The 15,920-nt window shown below is 70.7% G+C and carries 15 protein-coding genes; 6 read left to right on the top strand and 9 right to left on the bottom strand.

Annotation, left to right across the window (positions count from 1 at the left end; genetic code table 11):
* Position 1: 1 nt before the first annotated feature.
* A complete protein-coding gene (locus tag BKE41_RS29430) occupies positions 2–1,375 on the bottom strand; it encodes an MBOAT family O-acyltransferase (protein WP_071000593.1) in 1,374 nt (457 codons plus the stop codon).
* Between the two features lie 188 nt (positions 1,376–1,563).
* The gene (locus BKE41_RS29425; protein ID WP_012322441.1) at positions 1,564–2,811 is read right to left on the bottom strand and encodes an Hsp70 family protein; all 1,248 of its coding nucleotides are present in this window, start codon (positions 2,809–2,811) and stop codon (positions 1,564–1,566) included.
* 245 nt (positions 2,812–3,056) lie between these two features.
* On the opposite strand from BKE41_RS29425, the gene BKE41_RS29420 reads away from it, so the two are divergent.
* Positions 3,057–4,553, top strand: a complete 1,497-nt coding sequence (locus BKE41_RS29420; protein ID WP_012322440.1) for an ATP-binding protein — start codon at positions 3,057–3,059, stop codon at positions 4,551–4,553.
* 62 nt (positions 4,554–4,615) lie between these two features.
* Here BKE41_RS29420 and BKE41_RS29415 read toward each other — a convergent pair whose 3' ends face one another.
* Positions 4,616–5,044, bottom strand: a complete 429-nt coding sequence (locus BKE41_RS29415; protein WP_012322439.1) for a flagellar assembly protein FliX — start codon at positions 5,042–5,044, stop codon at positions 4,616–4,618.
* A 241-nt stretch (positions 5,045–5,285) separates the two neighbouring features.
* On the opposite strand from BKE41_RS29415, the gene BKE41_RS29410 reads away from it, so the two are divergent.
* From BKE41_RS29410 to BKE41_RS29400, 3 genes are read left to right on the top strand one after another with little or no spacing between them, the layout of a single operon-like run.
* On the top strand, positions 5,286–6,422 hold the full coding sequence (locus BKE41_RS29410) for a flagellar basal body P-ring protein FlgI (protein WP_012322438.1): 1,137 nt from the start codon (positions 5,286–5,288) through the stop codon (positions 6,420–6,422).
* Positions 6,423–6,447: 25 nt separating this feature from the next.
* On the top strand, positions 6,448–6,807 hold the full coding sequence (locus tag BKE41_RS29405; protein WP_012322437.1) for a rod-binding protein: 360 nt from the start codon (positions 6,448–6,450) through the stop codon (positions 6,805–6,807).
* On the top strand, positions 6,794–7,267 hold the full coding sequence (locus BKE41_RS29400; protein WP_024828031.1) for a hypothetical protein: 474 nt from the start codon (positions 6,794–6,796) through the stop codon (positions 7,265–7,267). Before BKE41_RS29405 ends, BKE41_RS29400 begins: the two co-directional genes overlap by 14 nt.
* On the opposite strand, the gene BKE41_RS29395 is transcribed toward BKE41_RS29400, so the two are convergent.
* The 5 genes from BKE41_RS29395 to BKE41_RS29375 form a co-directional block, all read right to left on the bottom strand.
* Positions 7,264–7,599, bottom strand: coding sequence for a porin (locus tag BKE41_RS29395; RefSeq protein WP_043075088.1), 336 nt, complete (start codon positions 7,597–7,599; stop codon positions 7,264–7,266). The genes BKE41_RS29400 and BKE41_RS29395 overlap by 4 nt on opposite strands.
* A gap of 1 nt (position 7,600) precedes the next feature.
* Positions 7,601–7,861, bottom strand: coding sequence for a hypothetical protein (locus BKE41_RS29390; protein WP_012322434.1), 261 nt, complete (start codon positions 7,859–7,861; stop codon positions 7,601–7,603).
* A 147-nt stretch (positions 7,862–8,008) separates the two neighbouring features.
* Positions 8,009–9,607: a hypothetical protein gene (locus tag BKE41_RS29385; RefSeq protein WP_029359726.1), complete on the bottom strand. Its 1,599-nt coding sequence runs from the start codon at positions 9,605–9,607 to the stop codon at positions 8,009–8,011.
* 2 nt (positions 9,608–9,609) lie between these two features.
* Positions 9,610–11,493 (bottom strand): flagellar hook-associated protein FlgK, encoded by a 1,884-nt coding sequence (gene flgK, locus BKE41_RS29380; RefSeq protein ID WP_071000592.1) that lies wholly within the window; start codon positions 11,491–11,493, stop codon positions 9,610–9,612.
* A 34-nt stretch (positions 11,494–11,527) separates the two neighbouring features.
* On the bottom strand, positions 11,528–12,913 hold the full coding sequence (locus tag BKE41_RS29375) for a flagellar hook-basal body complex protein (RefSeq protein ID WP_024828033.1): 1,386 nt from the start codon (positions 12,911–12,913) through the stop codon (positions 11,528–11,530).
* Between the two features lie 310 nt (positions 12,914–13,223).
* Here BKE41_RS29375 and BKE41_RS29370 point away from each other — a divergent pair, with 310 nt between their 5' ends.
* Both BKE41_RS29370 and BKE41_RS29365 read left to right on the top strand, forming a co-directional pair.
* A complete protein-coding gene (locus BKE41_RS29370; RefSeq protein ID WP_012322430.1) occupies positions 13,224–13,691 on the top strand; it encodes a BLUF domain-containing protein in 468 nt (155 codons plus the stop codon).
* 7 nt (positions 13,692–13,698) lie between these two features.
* The gene (locus BKE41_RS29365; protein WP_012322429.1) at positions 13,699–14,157 is read left to right on the top strand and encodes a response regulator; all 459 of its coding nucleotides are present in this window, start codon (positions 13,699–13,701) and stop codon (positions 14,155–14,157) included.
* A 118-nt stretch (positions 14,158–14,275) separates the two neighbouring features.
* On the opposite strand, the gene BKE41_RS29360 is transcribed toward BKE41_RS29365, so the two are convergent.
* Positions 14,276–15,889 carry a peptide chain release factor 3 gene (locus BKE41_RS29360; protein ID WP_071000591.1) on the bottom strand — a complete coding sequence of 538 codons (1,614 nt, stop codon included), beginning with the start codon at positions 15,887–15,889 and terminating at the stop codon, positions 14,276–14,278.
* Positions 15,890–15,920 lie beyond the last annotated feature (31 nt).

The raw sequence follows: 15,920 nt of genomic DNA, 5'->3' as shown, positions 1-15,920 counted from the left end.
CTCAGAACTGGAAGTAGATGAACTCGTAGTTCGCATCGTCGCCGATCTTGAGCAGGACGAGCACGAACAGCAGCGCGAAGCCGAAGGCGAGGAGCCGCCGGGGCGGCAGGCGGTGCACCGCGTTCCACGCGGTGGGCCCGACCGTCGCGACCAGGGCGGCGATGGCGATGGTGCGCCACTTGAAGCCGGAGCCCCTGGGCGCCAGCCCGAACAGGCCCTTGAAGATCACGAGGGCCGCCTCGAAGCTCGTCGCCCGGAACAGCACCCAGGTCAGCACGACGAACAGGCTGGTCAGCGCCCAGCCGAGGGGCGCGGGCACCACGATCCGGGCACGGCGCGCCAGGACCCCGGCGCCGAGGCCGATCCCGTGGAGCGCGCCCCAGGCGAGGAAGGTCAGGCCCGCCCCGTGCCAGAGGCCGCCGAGCGTCATCGTCGCGACGAGCGCCCCGACCTGCCGCGGCAGCCCGCGGCGGTTACCGCCCATCGGGACGTAGAGGTAGTCGCGCAGGAAGCGCGACAGGGTCATGTGCCAGCGCCGCCAGAACTCGCGCAGGGAGGTGGCGCGGTACGGCACGTCGAAGTTCTGCGGCAGGACGAGGCCGAACAGCAGCGCGATGCCCAGCGCCATGTCGGTGTAGCCGGAGAAGTCGAAGTAGATCTGGAAGGTGAAGCCGAGCGTCGCCTGCCACGCCTCCACCACCGTGACGGCCTTGCCGGCGGCGGCGGCCTGGAACACCGGGTTCACGTACTCGGCGAGCGGGTCGCCGAGGAACACCTTCTTGGCGAGGCCGACGGTGAGCAGCATCAGCCCGCGGGCGAAGCGCTCGGCGGCGTCGGGCCGCGCGTAGGGCGACTCGTCGAACTGGTGCATGATCTCGCTCCAGCGCACGAGCGGGCCGGCGAGAACCTGCGGGAAGAAGGCGATGTAGAGGGCGTATTTCACGAGCCCGAAGCCCGGCGCCCGGCCGGCCCGCAGGTCGGCGAGATACATGATGTGGTGGAAGGTGAAGAACGAGATGCCGAGCGGCAGGGCGAGGCCGAGGCGCTGCGCTTCCAGGCCGGGGATCAGGTTGGCGAGGTCGGCCGCGAAGTCGAGGTACTTGAACACGCCGAGCAGCGCGAGGTTGGCGGCGATCGCCGCCGGGATCAGCCAGCGGCCCGGCCAGAGGCGATAGGCCCGGGCCACGCACCAGTTCGCGAGGATCGACCCGGCCAGCAGCGGCACGAACCGGATGTCCCACCAGCCGTAGAACACGAAGGACAGGGCGACGAGGAGCGGCAACCGCCACGCGGGCGCGGCGCGCGCCACCAGCCCGTGCAGGATCAGCGCGGTCGGCAGGAAGGCGAGGAGGAAGACGAAGGAGTTGAACAGCATCGGGCGGGGCGGCGCGGAGGAGCCCGGATGGGCCGCCGTAGTCTCCGAGCGGGAGGGACGGCCTTGTCGGGGATCGGGGCCGGCCCGTCAATCGGCGCTCGGCGTGCGGGGCGCTTCCGCGGCGGCCCCGGAGGGCTCCGCGGCGCCCGCGACGAAGCGGGCGCGGGAACGCCCGACTGGCGGCGGGCTCAGGCCCCGCGCCGGACCGCCTCGATGGTCAGGCCCAGCCCGACCGAGCCGAACGTGTCGCCCTCCACCACCCGGGCGGCGGGCAGCGCGGCCGTCAGCGCGGCGCGCAGGTGCGGCAGGCCGGTGGAACCGCCGGTGAGGAACAGGGCGTCGACCCGGTCGGCCGTCAGTTCCGCCTGCGCGAGGCAGCGCGCGATCCGCGCCGCGACGGCGCGGGCGAGGTCGCCGGTCTGGGCGGACAGGGTCGCGCGATCCACCGGCACCGCGAGCCCCGGCTCCAGGAGGCCGAGATCGAGCACGGTCGCGTCCCGCTCGGAGGCCGCGATCTTGGCGCCCTCCACCGCCCCGGCCAGGGCGTGCCCGCGCTCGCCCTCCACGGCCTCGCGCAGCCGCGCGAGCAGGTCGGGCCGGGCGCCGTCGCGGATGACCTCGTCGATCTCGCGCAGGGTCTTCGGGTTGTAGAGGCGGTTGATCGCCGACCACGTAGCGAGATCGTGATAGTAGGCGTTCGGCACCGCGAGGTCGCCGCGACGCATCGGGCTTCCGAGGCCCAGGAGCGGCATCACCGTGCCGAGGCTGAGCTGGCGGTCGAAATCGGTGCCGCCGATCCGCACGCCGTCGTTGGCCAGGATGTCGCCGGCGCGGTCCGGCCGCCCCCGGCGCTCGGGCGCGAGGCGCACGATCGAGAAATCCGAGGTGCCGCCGCCGATATCGGCGACGAGGGCGATCTCCTCCGCGCGGACCTGCCGCTCGTAGTCGAGCGCCGCGGCGATCGGCTCGTACTGGAACGAGACCTCCCGGAAGCCGACGTCGCGGGCGATGTCGCGCAGCGTGTCCTCCGCGCGGCGGTCCGCCTCCGGGTCGCCGTCGACGAAGTGGACGGGGCGGCCGTGGACCACGCTGTCGAGGCTCTGGCCGCTGGCGGCCTCGGCCCGCGCCTTCACGGCGGTGAGGTAGCGGGCGATGACGTCGCGCAGGCGCAGCCGCTGGCGCCCGACCGGGGTCGCCTCCTCCATGAGCGGCGTGCCAAGGACCGATTTCAGCCCCCGCATCAGCCGGCCGGACCGGCCCTCGACGTAGGCCGCCGTGGCGGCCCGGCCGATGATCGGCTCCCGGCCGAGCTCGAAGAAGATCGCGCTCGGGATCGTCCGGTGCGCGCCCTCCAGGGGCAGCAGCGTCGGACCGTCCGGGCCGTCATGCCCGAGGGTGGTGTTCGACGTGCCGAAATCGAGGCCGCAGGCCGCCATCGTGTCGTGGGTCCGGGAGTTGGGAGAAGGGCCGTGGGCCTACAGGGCCGACAGGCCGGGGTCCAGGCCGGAGGAGCGGGGCCCGGGGAGCCCGGGCGGGGGTTGACGGCGCGACCGCGCAGCGGCGGCGTCGCGGGACGGCGCGGGGCGATGCGACAGTCCACCGCCCGGGCGTTCCCATGCGGGAAGCGTGGACAGCGCGCCGGCGGCACACCCGGACCGGCCGGGCCGTGCTATGAGGCGCCATGCGTTCCGACATCGATCTCGGCCTGACGGGCGAGCGCCCCGCGCTCCTCGACCTCACCGAACTGCTCGCCACGCGGCTCTTGGTCCAGGGCAATTCCGGGTCCGGCAAATCGCACCTGCTGCGGCGGCTGCTCGAGCAGAGCGCCGGCCTCGTGCAGCAGGCGATCATCGACCCGGAGGGCGACTTCGCCAGCCTCGCCGACCGCTACGGCCACGTCGTGGTCGAGGCCGACGGCGACGACGTCGCCCTGCAGCGCATCGCCGCAAGGGTGCGGACGCACCGGGTCTCGGTGGTGCTGTCGCTGGAGAACCTCGACGCCGACGGCCAGATGCGGGCCGCCGCGGCCTTCCTGGGCGGTTTGTTCGACGCCGACCGCGACCACTGGTACCCGATGCTGGTGGCGGTGGACGAGGCGCAGCTCTTCGCGCCGGCTGCCGCCGGCGAGGTCTCGGACGAGGCCAGGCGCCTGTCGCTCGGCGCGATGACCAACCTCATGTGCCGCGGCCGCAAGCGCGGGCTCGCCGGCATCATCGCGACGCAGCGCCTCGCCAAGCTCGCCAAGAACGTCGCGGCCGAGGCCTCGAACTTCCTGATGGGCCGGACCTTCCTCGACATCGACATGGCGCGCGCCGCCGACCTCCTCGGGCTGGAACGCCGGCAGGCCGAGACGTTCCGCGACCTGCCGCGCGGGCATTTCGTGGCCCTGGGGCCGGCCCTGTCCCGGCGCCCGCTCACCATCGCGGTCGGGCCGACCCAGACCGTGAGCCGGAGTTCCTCGCCGGTCCTCGTTCCGCTGCCCGACGCCCTGGAGGATGCCCGCGCGCTGATCCTCACGGCGAGCCCCGCGGAGACCGTCGCGCCGCTGGCGCCGCGGCCGAAGCCGCGCCCGACCCCGGCACCCGACGTGCTCGTCCAGCTCGCCAATTACCGCCCGCCGGCGCCGGCCGAGGAGCCGGAGGAGGAGCCGATGGACCCGGAGGCCCGCGAGGCGGCGCTCGCCGAGGTCCTGGCCTCCGTGCTGGCGGATGCCGACGCCGCCGCCTGCACCCCCGCGACGCTCTACCAGGACTTCACGGTCCGCTGCCGCATCCGGCGCCTGCGCGGCGACACGATGGGCCTGCCCGAGTTCAAGCGGCGGCTCGCGGTCGCGCGGGCCGAGGCCGGGGGCGCGGTCGCGGACAATTCCGGCTGGGAGCAGGCCCAGGCCATCGCGGCCGGCCTGCCGGACGACCTCGCTGGGCTCTTCCTCGTGGTCGCGCGGGCCGCCATCGAGGGCGCCCCCTGCCCGACCGACACCATGCTGGCCGAGGCCTACGGCACCAGCTCGGGCGGCCGGGCGCGGCGGATGCTGGCCTATCTCGAGGAGCGCGGCGCCATCGTCACCCGCAAGGACCTGCGCGGCGCGCCGATCATCGCGGTGCCGGATCTCGGCGTCGAGACCGGACCGGGCGAGCCGCAGATGCTGCCGACCGGGCCGAAGCGGCGGGTCGTGTAACCGGATCGGGCGCCGGTCCGTCCAGGCGCTGGGAATCGCCCAGGCTCGGTCGCGGCTGCCCGTCAGACGCGCCGGGCCATCTCCAGCTTGGCGAGCTCCACCGCGGCCCGCAGCTCGATCTCGGCCATCAGACCGTCGAGCCGCGGATCTCCCGAGAGGCCGGCGCGCTCGTTCAGGCGACCGGCGATGGCGCGCAGATCCTGCGGCGCGACGCGGCCGCCGAGCAGCGCCGCCTTCAGCCGGTCGAGGCCGTCGAGAAGGTCCTGGCCGCGCTGGGCGGAGCGCCGGCGCCGCTCCTGGGGCGTGTCGGCCTCGGCCTGGAGAAGCAGGACCGCGTCGAGCCCGGCGAGGGTCGCGGCGGCGGCCGGCGCGCCGGCCGACGTCGGCGACGACGGGGTCGCGCCGAGGCTGAAGGCCGCGCCGCCCTCGGGCTTCCGGGCGGACGCGACACCGCCGGCGCTCTGGATCGGCTGGCGAGTCTCGACACGCATGATCCGGTTCGCGTTGCTCCAAGCGCCCCCGCGCAGACCCGGAAATTCGGCCGCCAGGGTTAAGCGCGGGTAAACAAGCCGGCAGAAGCTGCCGGGTCGGCAGGTTCGGTGCCGGTGCCGCGGGACGCGGACGCGGAGTGGGCGGAAGAAAACCCCCTCTTTTTCAACGCCTTGCGCGAAGCCGGCGGCTGGCACGACCCTGGCAGGATGGCGTCAGGTCCGTCACGGTCGAAAACACGGCATGCGCCCGCGTCACGCGTTCAGTCCTCTCCGGTCTCTCCTGGCGGCCCTCGCGGGCGCCCTGCTGCTCGCCGCCCTGTCCGTGCCGGCGCTCGCCCTGTCGCGCGTCAAGGATCTCGCTTCCATCGAGGGTGTCCGCCAGAACCAGCTCGTCGGCTACGGCATCGTGGTCGGCCTCAACGGCACCGGCGACACGCTGAACAACATCCCGTTCACCAAGCAGTCCCTCCAGGCCATGCTGGAGCGCCTCGGCGTCAACACCCGCGGCGCCACGATGCGCACGCAGAACCTCGCGGCCGTGATGGTGACCGCGAGCCTGCCGCCCTTCGCCGCGCAGGGCACCCGGATCGACGTCACGGTCTCGTCGCTGGGCGACGCCAAGTCCCTCCAGGGCGGCACCCTGCTGGTGACGCCGCTGCTGGGCGCCGACGGCGAGGTCTACGCCCTGGCACAGGGTTCGGTGGCGATCGCCGGCTTCGCCGCCGAGGGCGACGCCGCCAAGATCACCCGGGGCGTGCCGACCAACGGCCGGATCTCCAACGGCGCCAACATCGAGCGCGAGATCGCCTTCAAGCTGAACGACGCGCGCTCGCTCCGGCTGTCGCTGCGCAACCCGGACTTCACCACCTCGAAGCGGATCGCCGCCGCGATCAACGACTTCATGGGCGCCGACACCGCCGAGCCCACCGACCCGGCCACCGTCACGATCCAGATCCCGGCCCGCTACAACGGCAACATGATCCGCCTCATCACCGAGGTTGAGCAGCTGAAGGTGGAGCCCGACCAGACCGCCCGGGTCGTGGTCGACGAGCGCTCCGGCATCATCGTCATGGGCCGGGACGTGCGCGTGTCGACGGTGGCGATCGCGCAGGGCAACCTCACCGTGACCATCACCGAGCAGCCGCAGGTCAGCCAGCCGGCGCCGCTCTCCAACGGGCGCACCGTCGTGGTTCCGCGCACCGGGGTGAAGGTCGATACCGGCGACGGCAACAAGCTCGCCCTGGTGAAGGAGGGCGTCAGCCTGCGCGAGCTGGTCGACGGCCTCAACGCGCTGGGCGTCGGCCCGCGGGACCTCATCTCGATCCTCCAGGCGATCAAGGCCGCGGGCGCGCTCCAGGCCGATATCGAGCTGATGTGACCGAGCGGACGCGAAGGAACGATCCATGCTGCAACTCGCCAGTCTCGCGGCCAGCGCCGCCGCCAGCGTCGGGACCTCGGTGGCCGGGAGCGCCGTCGACGGGATCATCAAGACCGCCAACAAGGCCAAGGCCCTGAAGACGGCGACCGAGTTCGAATCGATGTTCCTGGAGAACAGCCTCGATCGGCTGACCCAGTCGGAGGGCACCGACGGACCGCTGGGCGAGAACGGCACCGGCGGCGGCGTCTACCGCTCGATGCTGACCAAGGAATACGCGAAGCAGATCGTGAAGAGCGGCGGCGTCGGCATCGCCGACTCGGTCTTCCGTGAGATCATGAAGATGCAGGGTGCGGCGAGCGATGGAGCGATCGATGCAAAGGGCTGAACCGCTGCGCGTCGGGGACCGGGTCACCGCCGAGGCGCTGGTGGCGGGCGTGCTCGGCAACATGGCCGCCCTTGAGGCCGTCCTCGCCGAGGAGGCGGCCTACGTCCGGGAAGGGCGGCTGCAGGAGGGCGTCGCCGCGGCCGAGCCGAAGGCCGCACTGGCGGCCGCCTACATGCAGGGGCTCGAGGTCGCGAAGGCGAACGCCGTCGCGCTGAAGCGCTTCCATCCCGAGGGAGTCGAGGCCCTGCGCACGGCGCACCGGCGGTTCACCGCGGCCGTGGAGGCGAACCAGACGGTGCTCGCCAGCGCCAGGACCGTCTCGGAGGGCTTGATCAAGACCCTGGCGGAGGAGATCGGCAAGGCGCAGCTCCCCTCCGGCTACGGGCGGCAGGCGCCGGCGCCCTCCCCGTACGGCCGCGGCGTGCGCAGCGGGCCGCTGGTCCTGTCGCGCAACCTCTAGGGCCCGCCCGGTCGGCGACCGGCGCCGATCCGGACGTAGGTGCGCACCTCGCCGAGATCGGTGTCGGCGCGGTTGTCGACCGCGATGCGTCCGGCGACGGCCGGCGACGCCGCGACGCCGCGGCCCGCCGCGAGATCCGCCCCCGCGACGACGCGGCCCGAGACGCGGATGCAGCTGTCGCTCCCCGGCAGGCGCACGAAGCCCTGGCCCTTGGACGGGCACGGCACCGGCCCCGGGATCGCCGGCAGATCCCGCAGGTCGAGGGCCGCGACCGGTCCCGCGCAGGTCAGGATCGCCGCGAGGGCGGCGCAGCTCCGGAGCCGGCCGCGCATCTCAGGCGGCTCGGCGGGCGAGATCCCGGTGAAGGAGGTCGATGTAGAGCTCGACCTCGCCGATGAACCCGTCGAGATCGGGCTCGTGGATGCGCAGGCGGGCGAGGTCGCGCAGCAGGATGTCGAGGGCGATCGCCCGCTCGTCGGGATGCGCGTAGCCGGCGAGATAGGTGTCGACGGCCTGCTCCACCAGCACGATCGCGCCGATGCGCGGGGCAATTCCCAGGCGGAGAACGAGTTCGATGGGTCCGGACAGCGCCATGCCGACCTCTCCTCAATCGAAGGACGGCGCGTGGGCGCGGCCGCAGGCTGCGCTTCATTCCCGGAAAGCGGCAAGACTATGGTGAACGAGACACGTCTCGTCATTTTTCGACCGTCAGGCGCTCGCTGACCGGTCCCGGCGATCAACTCAGCTGATGTAGTTCACCAGGGAGAGCTTCGAGAGCGTCGCGGTGACCTGATAGCTGGCCTGGAGCCGGTTCTGCACGTCGAGGAGCTTGGTGATGACCTCCTCGGGGGAGATCTGCTCGATCCCGTCCAGGGTGTTCTGGACGGTGTTCTGCAGAGCCTTGTTGGTCGTGCCGGCATTCGAGAGCCGCGTCGACGCGATGGTCAGCTGCGTGACGGTGTCCTGGACGCTGGGTGTCTGGTTGGCGGAAGAGAGGAGGTTGCCGGCCTTCGTCGCCACCGTCTGGTAGGTGTTGTACGTGTTGGCGTCGTTCGTGGTGGGGAGGCCGAAGGCCATCGTCGCCAGGCCGGCGAGCACGTTCTGGACCGTGGGGTCGTTGGCGCGGGCGCCGGTACCGACGCTCCCGGTCGCGCTCACCTGGACGGACTGCGTGTCGATCGCCGGGGTCGGCTTCCCGGTCGCGGGATCGTAGCTGTTCTCGCCCTGGTACCACAGCACCGTGTTCTGGGCCGTTGCCGGCGTGTAGCCGATCGGGTTCTTGTTCCCGTCATACGCGATGCGCTGCGGCATCACGCCGGTCCCCGACGGACCACCATTCGCCGCGCCCGAGAAGAAGTTCGACGCGGTCGCCGCGGTGGCGTTCACCGCCAGCGTGCTGTTGGCCGCGCCGGTCAGCGCGTTGCTCAGCGTCGTCGACAGGTTCGCCATCGTCTGGGCGGGCGTCGAGCCGATGGCGAAGCTGGTGATCGATTTCGGGTCCGCGCTCGTCGCGGCCGTGAGGGTGATCGTCGTGGAGGTGCCGTCCGCCATCTTCAGCGCGAACGACACGGTGTCGCCGGCACTCGGCTGCGTCGTCATACTGAGGGTGAAGTTGCCCGGGCTCGTGGCCGTGCCCGCCGCGTAGGTCGCGCCGATCGCCGTGCCGGTCGTGGTCGGCGCGCCCGCCAGGGTGAAGCCGAACTTCCCGCGCGTCGCGTCGTTCGTCTCCTCGGTGATCTGCACGGACGTGGTCGGATTGGCCGGCGTCTGCGTCAGGCGGCCGTTGCCCCCTGCGCCCAGCTCGGCGGTCACCCGCTGCGAGATCAGGGTCGAGAGTCCGTCGAGCTTGTTGCCGCTCGCGTCGGTCGTGCCGTCGAGGATCTTGCTCGAGTCGACCACGGGCTGGGTCGTGGTGTTGCTGCCGCCGAACAGGTAGTTGCCCGCCGCCGATTCGTTGAGCGTGTCGAGCGCCGTCTGCAGGTTGGCCAGCGCCGTCGACCGGCCGGAGACCGAGTTCGCCGCCACGCTCTGCAGGCCGTTCTGCAGCATCGTCCCGGTGGAGGTCCCGAGGGTCGCCACCTGCGTCAGGCTCGTTACCGCGAGGTTGGTCCGGGTCTGCGCGGCGGTGATGCCGGCGGCGTAGCCGGTGAGCGCGCTCAGGGTGGCCTGCGCGGACAGGGCCGTCGACCGGCCGGAGCCGAGGCCGCCGTAGGTCTGCGAGACCTGACCGCTGGAGAGCTGGTTGGTCAGGTCGTTGAGCTGGCCCTTCAGCGCCTGGAGCTGCGAGGCGTTGCGGGTGGTCAGGTACGAGCCGGCCGCGAAGGGGGTGATCGTCGTCATGATCAGATCTGCAGCAGCTGGGTGAGCATGTCGCGGGCCGCGGTGAGCACCCGGGCGTTGGCGCCGTACGCGGTCTGCAGGGCGATCAGGTTCGACATCTCCTGGTCGATGTTGACGCCCGCCCCGGCGGAGAACCGGCTCTGCGCGGTGGAGAGCGCCGTCTGCTGCGTGGCGTCGAGCGCCGACGCGTTCGACGCGTTGGCGCCCTGCGTGGAGACGATGTCCTGCGCGAAGCCGATCACGGACGTGCTGTAGGGCGCCGAGACGCCGCCGATGCCGCTCGACGACGAGAAGGTCTGCGGGGTCGCGGTCAGCGCCGTGAACAGCTTCTGGGCGCGGGCGCCGGACGCGCTCGTGTCCGTGGCGCTCGTCGCCGTCAGCGCGGCGGTATTGCCCGACAGGGCGCCGTTGACCGTGATGCGCTGGGCGAAGCCGGTGAGCTGCGAGCCGCCGTCGAACGAGCCGGTGTAGAGCTTGTTGCCCGAGCCGTCGACGAACATCGCCAGCGACGGGTTGCCGGTGTTCAGGTCCGACGCCGAGACGGCCGAGACGCTGGCGCTCGCCGCGCCCGCGACCTTGCCGGCCGCACCCAGCGTCAGCGTCGCGCTGGTGCCGGTCGAGGAGACGGGGGTCGCCGACAGGGTCGGCAATTTGTAGGCGCTGCCGGACGCGTTGAACGTGCTGAACGCCGACTGGATCGCCGCCGCGTAGGTGCTGGGACCGCCGCTGGCGTTGAAGGTCAGGGTGAGGCCGCTCGAATCCGTGGTCTGCGCGGCGGGCACGATCGTGCCGCTGGAGGTCGCCGACGCCACGAGCGTCACGTTGCGCACCGCACCGGTGTTGTCGGTGACCGGGAAGGTGATGGTGTTGCCGGGCTTCATGGTCGACACGCTGATCTGCGTATCGGTCCCGCTATACGTCCCGGTGGTCGCGGTGTTCGTGAGCGCGGTCGAGAGGCCGGCCGCGAGGTCGTCGAGCTGGCGCTGCGCCTGCGGCAGGGTCTGGTCGCGCATCTCGATCTCGGCGGCCAGGCTGCCGGACCGCAGCACGCCGGGAGCTCCGAGGTCGATCTTGCCGCCGCCCGGCAGCGTCGCCGTGATGGTCCCGACCGTCCGCTGCGCCGGATCGGTCGAGTAGGTCGCGTTGGGGCCGAGCACGCCGCGGCCGTCGAAGCTCAGGGTCGCGGCGTTCCCGCGATCCACCAGCGTCACGCCCGACTGGGTCATGACCGAGACCGTCCCGTCGCGCTGCGGGACCGTCTGAACGTCCATGTAGCTCGACAGGCTGTTGATCGCCTGGTCGCGCTGGTCCTGAAGGTCGGTCAGCGCGGTGCTGTCGGTGGTGTTCTGGATCTTGCCGTTGAGCGTCGCGATGTTGGACAGGATCGTGCTGGCCGCGCTCGTGTCGGTGCCCAGCTGCGCCTCGAGGCCGGTGCGCAAGTTCTGAACCGTGCCGGCGGCGCTGTTGATGAGGCTCGCGACGGCCGAGGCATTGCCCAGCACCGTCGTGCGGGCGGCCGCCGAGGTCGGGTTCGCGGCGAGCTCCTGGAGAGATTCGGTGAAGGTGTTCAGCGTCCCGTCGAGGGACGTGGAACTCCCGGGCACGCCGTAGAGGGCGTCGAGCTGGGTGGCGATGCCGGACTTGGTGCTCGTGTAGGCGGCGCCCGAGGTCTCCAGCCGGAGCTGGTTCAGCGCCGCGGCGTCGAAGCTGCGGGTGATCTGCCCGATGGCGACACCGGAATTGTTCGGGCCGTTGGCGACCGTCGAGAGCGTGCGCTTGACGTAGCCGGCCGTGCCCGCATTGGCGACGTTCTGCGAGACGATGTTGATCGCCGCCTGCGTGGCGGCGAGGCCTGCGGCCGAGGTGGAGATCGCATTCAGCGACATGTCACGGCCTCCGCGGCTCGATTCGCACCCTCACTCAGCGGATCACGTTCAGCAGATCAGACATCATCGTCTGGGCCGTCGACATGACGCGCGTGTTCGCAGAGTAAGCCTGCTGGGTTACGATCATCTTAGAGAATTCCGACGCAATGTCGGTGTTCGATTGCTCGTTGCTGGCACCCGAGATCGTGCTGCCGTTGAGCCCCGAGAGCGGCGGCCCCGAATCGACGGTCTGAAGATAGTTCCCGTTCGTATCGGCCTTCAGCCCGTCCGCATTGGCGAACTGGACCACACCGACCGAGGCGAGTGCCACGACCGAACCGTTGGAGAAGGTGCCGTTGACCTTGCCGTCCGGACCGACGGCCACGCTCGTCAGCGTGCCGGAGCTGTTGCCGTTCTGCGTCAGCGCGTTGGTCGTCGCCGCGCCGGTGGTGTCGGCGTACTGCGTCAGGCCGGACGAGCCGAGATTCATGGTGAGGCTGGGGAACGTGTAGTCGCCCATGGTGACGGGCCCGAGCGCGATCGGGTTCGTCGAGGGCGAGGTGAGCTTGCCGGTCGAGTCGAAGGTGAAGGCCGTGCCCACGTTGTTCCAGTCGGACGTGCTGAGCGCGCTCGGATTCGTGGAGTAGTAGAGGTTCCACACGGCCGGCTGAGCCGGCGTCGTCGTCGCGTCCTGGACCTTGGCCCAGCGGGTCGTCAGCGTGAGCGGCGCGCCGGTCGACGTGTAGACCGGCAGCGACGGGCCGGCGATGCTGTTGCTCATGAAGGTCGAGACCGCGCCGGTCTGGGTCGAGTCGACCTTGACGCCGGTCTGCCCCGATCCGGAGGTCACGACGGCCGCGGTGTTCTGATTGTAGAGATCGGAGCCCGACGTCGCCGACGCCGACGTGCTCGGTGTCGAGGGCAGGTTGGCGGCGTAGGTGATCGTCGTGGTGGCCTGCGCCGGCAGCGTCGCGTTGCCGATCTTGATCGGACCGATGCTGGTCGTCTGTCCGGTGATGGGATCGAGGTTGGAGCCGGTCAGGTATCCGCCTGCGCCGTTGACGAGGTAGCCGTCCTTGTCCTGGGCAAAATCGCCCCGGCGCGTGTACAGGTCCGTGCCGCCGAAGGTCGTGGCGCCGTTCGCGTCGCCGGTCTTCTGCACGACGGTGAAGAAACCCTGGCCGTTGATCGCCATGTTGGTGGGCACGCTCGACGAGACGATGTTGCCGGCCAGCGTGTTGGTGAGCTGCGACTTGGCCAACACCGAACCCGCGATTTCCCGGTCGGGCGTCTTCTCGGACATCAGGTCGACGAAGCTGGTGTCGATGCGCTTGTAGCCGGTCGTCTGCGAGTTCGCGATGTTCCCGGAGATGTTGCTGATGGCGTAGGACTGCGACTGGAGTCCGGAGACCGAGGTCTGCAGCGCGGAGAAAAGATCCATGGCGAACGATCCCGATGCGCGCCGCTTCGGCCCGCAGGCCGGGGCTGCCGCAACCGGCGTGCCAGGGCTAAGCCTTTGATAGATCGAGCGTGTGCTGCCGCCGGCCCGGCAGGGTTCGCCGGTCTCGACGGCGCGCCCGGCAGATCCTGCCGGGTCACGTCCACACCCCGTGCGATCCCGCCCGGCAGATCCGCCCGTCGCGTTTACGCGGTGTTATTCGGCGCGCGCGATGATGCCGCCGGGCCGGGGCCACGCGCGGTGAGTCCTGTCCGGAAGCGCTGAACGGGTACGGATTTCGGATCTCGGGATCATGCGGGCGAAACGGACGAGCCTCGTCCACATCATCTACTTCTCGCGCCTTAACCTGTCGTCGGACGCGGCGAAGCGGTCCGAGCAGATCAGCGAGATCGGACGCACCGCCCAGAAGAAGAACGAGTTCGCGGTGATCACGAGCTTCCTGGTCATCGAGGGCAACTTCGCCTGCCAAGTGATCGAGGGCGAGCGCACGTCGGTGCACGAGACCTTCGATCGCGTGAGCGCTGACAGCCGCCACCGCGACGTCCAGATCAGCGAGTGGCGGGAGATCGCCAAGCGCGAGTTCGTCCACTCGTTCAAGAGCGCGCAGCGCACGGTCGGGAACGACACGCTGTTCGCCAAGGCCAACCTTCTCCCGATGCTCCAGCGCGGAACGCCGAAGGCGTCCGCGATCCACGGGCTGTGCCTGTCGCTCCAATCCGACGCGATGTCCCGTCAGGGCATCGACCACCTCTTCATCTGAGCCGCCGATGTCCGAGAGCGATACGCCCCCGATTCTCATCGTCGACGATCAGGAGAAGCTCCTGCGGCTGATCGTGATGCTGATGACCCGCATCGGCTTCCCGGATGTCGAGGGCGTCACCAGCGCCCCCGAGGCGCTGGAGCGGATGCGGCAGCGCCGCTACGCCCTGGTGATCTCCGATCTGGACATGGAGCCGATGGACGGGATCAGCCTGCTGCGCGAGATCCGCGCCGACGACACGCTGATGAACACGCCCTTCATGCTCACCGAGTCGTCCTTCGACTTCGAGGACATCAACCTCGCCCACCAGGCGGGCGCGGACGCCTTCATCCTCAAGCCGTTCGACATGGCGGTGCTGAAGACCAAGCTGAAGCAGGTGCTCAACCGCAAGCCGCGCAAGCGCGAGGCGCCGATCGCGTCCGAATCGACCCTGAGCGTCGAATTTCCGATGCTCGGGAAGTTCTGAGGCCGCGCCGCCCCCGCGAGGGCCGCGAAGAGACCCAGGGCGGCGGGGCCTCACCGAAGGTCGGGATCCCCCGGATCGCTACGCGGCGCCCGCGAAGACGAGCCGGCGCCGCAACGCGTCACCCCGCCCGCTTCTGGTAATCCTTCACGTCGGTGAAGCGCACGGCCGGGTAGCGCTCCTCCTCGTAGCGGAGCGAGAAGGCCGTGGTCGCCATGAAGACCGGGGCGCCGTCGAGGTCCTTGGCCATGGCCGAGCCGTGCGAGTCGATGAACTTGTCGAGCTCGGCCTCTGAATCGGACGACACCCAGCGGCAGACCGAGAAGCGCGAGGTCTCGTAATCGACCGGCAGGCCGTACTCGGCCTGGAGACGCTCCTTCAGCACGTCGAGCTGCAGAGCGCCGACAACGCCGACGATCGCCTGGCTGCCGTCCTGCGGCACGAAGACCTGGACGACGCCCTCCTCGCCCATCTGCTGGAGCGCCTCGCGCAGCTTCTTGGCCTTCATGGCGTCGGTGAGCTTGATCCGGCGCAGGATCTCCGGCGCGAAGCTCGGCACACCGCGGAACACGATGTCCTCGCCCTCGGTGAGCGTGTCGCCGATGCGCAAGGTACCGTGGTTCGGGATGCCGACCACGTCGCCGGCATAGGCCTCGTCGGCGATGGCCCTGTCCTGCGCGAAGAAGAACTGCGGCGCCGAGAGCGAGATCGGCTTGCCGGTGCGCACCAGCCGGGCCTTCATGCCCCGGTTGAGCTTGCCCGAGCAGACCCGCATGAAGGCGATGCGGTCCCGGTGGTTCGGGTCCATGTTCGCCTGGATCTTGAACACGAAGCCGGTCATGCGCGGCTCGGTCGGCTCGACGAGCCGCTTGTCCGCGTCCTGGCCGCGGGGCGGCGGCGCAACCTTGGCGAGACCGTCGATCAGGTCGCGCACGCCGAAATTGCGCAGTGCCGAGCCGAAAAAGACCGGCGTCAGGTGACCCTCGCGGAACGCGTCGAGGTCGAACGGCTTCAGCCCGCCCTCGGCGAGTTCCACCTCTCCGCGCCACGCGTCGGCCGCGCCGTCCTCGGTGAGCAGTTCGTCGAACAGCGTGTCGCCGGGGCCCGAGACCGGGACCATCCCGGCATCCTCGGCCGCGTCGAGCCGGCGCACGCGGTTGCCGCCGAGCTCGTAGGTCCCGGAGAAGTTGCGACCGGTACCGATCGGCCACGTGACCGGGGCGACGTCGAGCGCCAGCGTATTCTCGATCTCGTCGAGCAGCTCGAACGGGTCGCGGGCCTCGCGGTCGAGCTTGTTGATGAAGGTGACGATCGGGATGTCGCGCAGGCGGCAGACCTCGAACAGTTTCCGCGTGCGCGCCTCGATGCCCTTCGCGGCGTCGATGACCATGACGGCCGAATCGACCGCCGTCAGCGTCCGGTAGGTGTCCTCCGAGAAATCCTCGTGGCCGGGCGTGTCGAGCAGGTTGAAGACGCAGTCGCCGTACTCGAAGGTCATCACCGAGGTGACCACCGAGATGCCGCGCTCCTTCTCGATGCCCATCCAGTCGGAGCGGGTCGAGACCCGGTTGCGCTTGGCCTTCACCTCGCCGGCGAGCTGGATCGCGCCCCCGAACAGCAGCAGCTTCTCGGTGAGCGTGGTCTTGCCCGCGTCGGGGTGGGAGATGATCGCGAAGGTGCGCCGCCGCGACACCGGATCGGCCGGCCTCGCCTCGGTCTTGGTCTGCATCAGCATGGAGCGAACGCCCTGGGTCGGCGGAACGTGG

Origin of the sequence: Methylobacterium sp. C1 (assembly GCF_001854385.1) — a bacterium.
In the GTDB taxonomy this organism is placed as follows: domain Bacteria; phylum Pseudomonadota; class Alphaproteobacteria; order Rhizobiales; family Beijerinckiaceae; genus Methylobacterium; species Methylobacterium radiotolerans.
This window is presented reverse-complemented; position numbering and strand designations above follow the sequence as displayed.

What these genes read in the sequence shown, in the direction of transcription:
- BKE41_RS29430 (WP_071000593.1), bottom strand. Translation starts at nt 1,375, where the DNA reads ATGCTGTTCAACTCCTTCGTCTTCCTCCTCGCCTTCCTGCCGACCGCG.
- BKE41_RS29425 (WP_012322441.1), bottom strand. Translation starts at nt 2,811, where the DNA reads ATGGCGGCCTGCGGCCTCGATTTCGGCACGTCGAACACCACCCTCGGG.
- BKE41_RS29420 (WP_012322440.1), top strand. Translation starts at nt 3,057, where the DNA reads ATGCGTTCCGACATCGATCTCGGCCTGACGGGCGAGCGCCCCGCGCTC.
- BKE41_RS29415 (WP_012322439.1), bottom strand. Translation starts at nt 5,044, where the DNA reads ATGCGTGTCGAGACTCGCCAGCCGATCCAGAGCGCCGGCGGTGTCGCG.
- BKE41_RS29410 (WP_012322438.1), top strand. Translation starts at nt 5,286, where the DNA reads ATGCGCCCGCGTCACGCGTTCAGTCCTCTCCGGTCTCTCCTGGCGGCC.
- BKE41_RS29405 (WP_012322437.1), top strand. Translation starts at nt 6,448, where the DNA reads ATGCTGCAACTCGCCAGTCTCGCGGCCAGCGCCGCCGCCAGCGTCGGG.
- BKE41_RS29400 (WP_024828031.1), top strand. Translation starts at nt 6,794, where the DNA reads ATGCAAAGGGCTGAACCGCTGCGCGTCGGGGACCGGGTCACCGCCGAG.
- BKE41_RS29395 (WP_043075088.1), bottom strand. Translation starts at nt 7,599, where the DNA reads ATGCGCGGCCGGCTCCGGAGCTGCGCCGCCCTCGCGGCGATCCTGACC.
- BKE41_RS29390 (WP_012322434.1), bottom strand. Translation starts at nt 7,861, where the DNA reads ATGGCGCTGTCCGGACCCATCGAACTCGTTCTCCGCCTGGGAATTGCC.
- BKE41_RS29385 (WP_029359726.1), bottom strand. Translation starts at nt 9,607, where the DNA reads ATGACGACGATCACCCCCTTCGCGGCCGGCTCGTACCTGACCACCCGC.
- flgK (WP_071000592.1), bottom strand. Translation starts at nt 11,493, where the DNA reads ATGTCGCTGAATGCGATCTCCACCTCGGCCGCAGGCCTCGCCGCCACG.
- BKE41_RS29375 (WP_024828033.1), bottom strand. Translation starts at nt 12,913, where the DNA reads ATGGATCTTTTCTCCGCGCTGCAGACCTCGGTCTCCGGACTCCAGTCG.
- BKE41_RS29370 (WP_012322430.1), top strand. Translation starts at nt 13,224, where the DNA reads ATGCGGGCGAAACGGACGAGCCTCGTCCACATCATCTACTTCTCGCGC.
- BKE41_RS29365 (WP_012322429.1), top strand. Translation starts at nt 13,699, where the DNA reads ATGTCCGAGAGCGATACGCCCCCGATTCTCATCGTCGACGATCAGGAG.
- BKE41_RS29360 (WP_071000591.1), bottom strand. Translation starts at nt 15,889, where the DNA reads ATGCTGATGCAGACCAAGACCGAGGCGAGGCCGGCCGATCCGGTGTCG.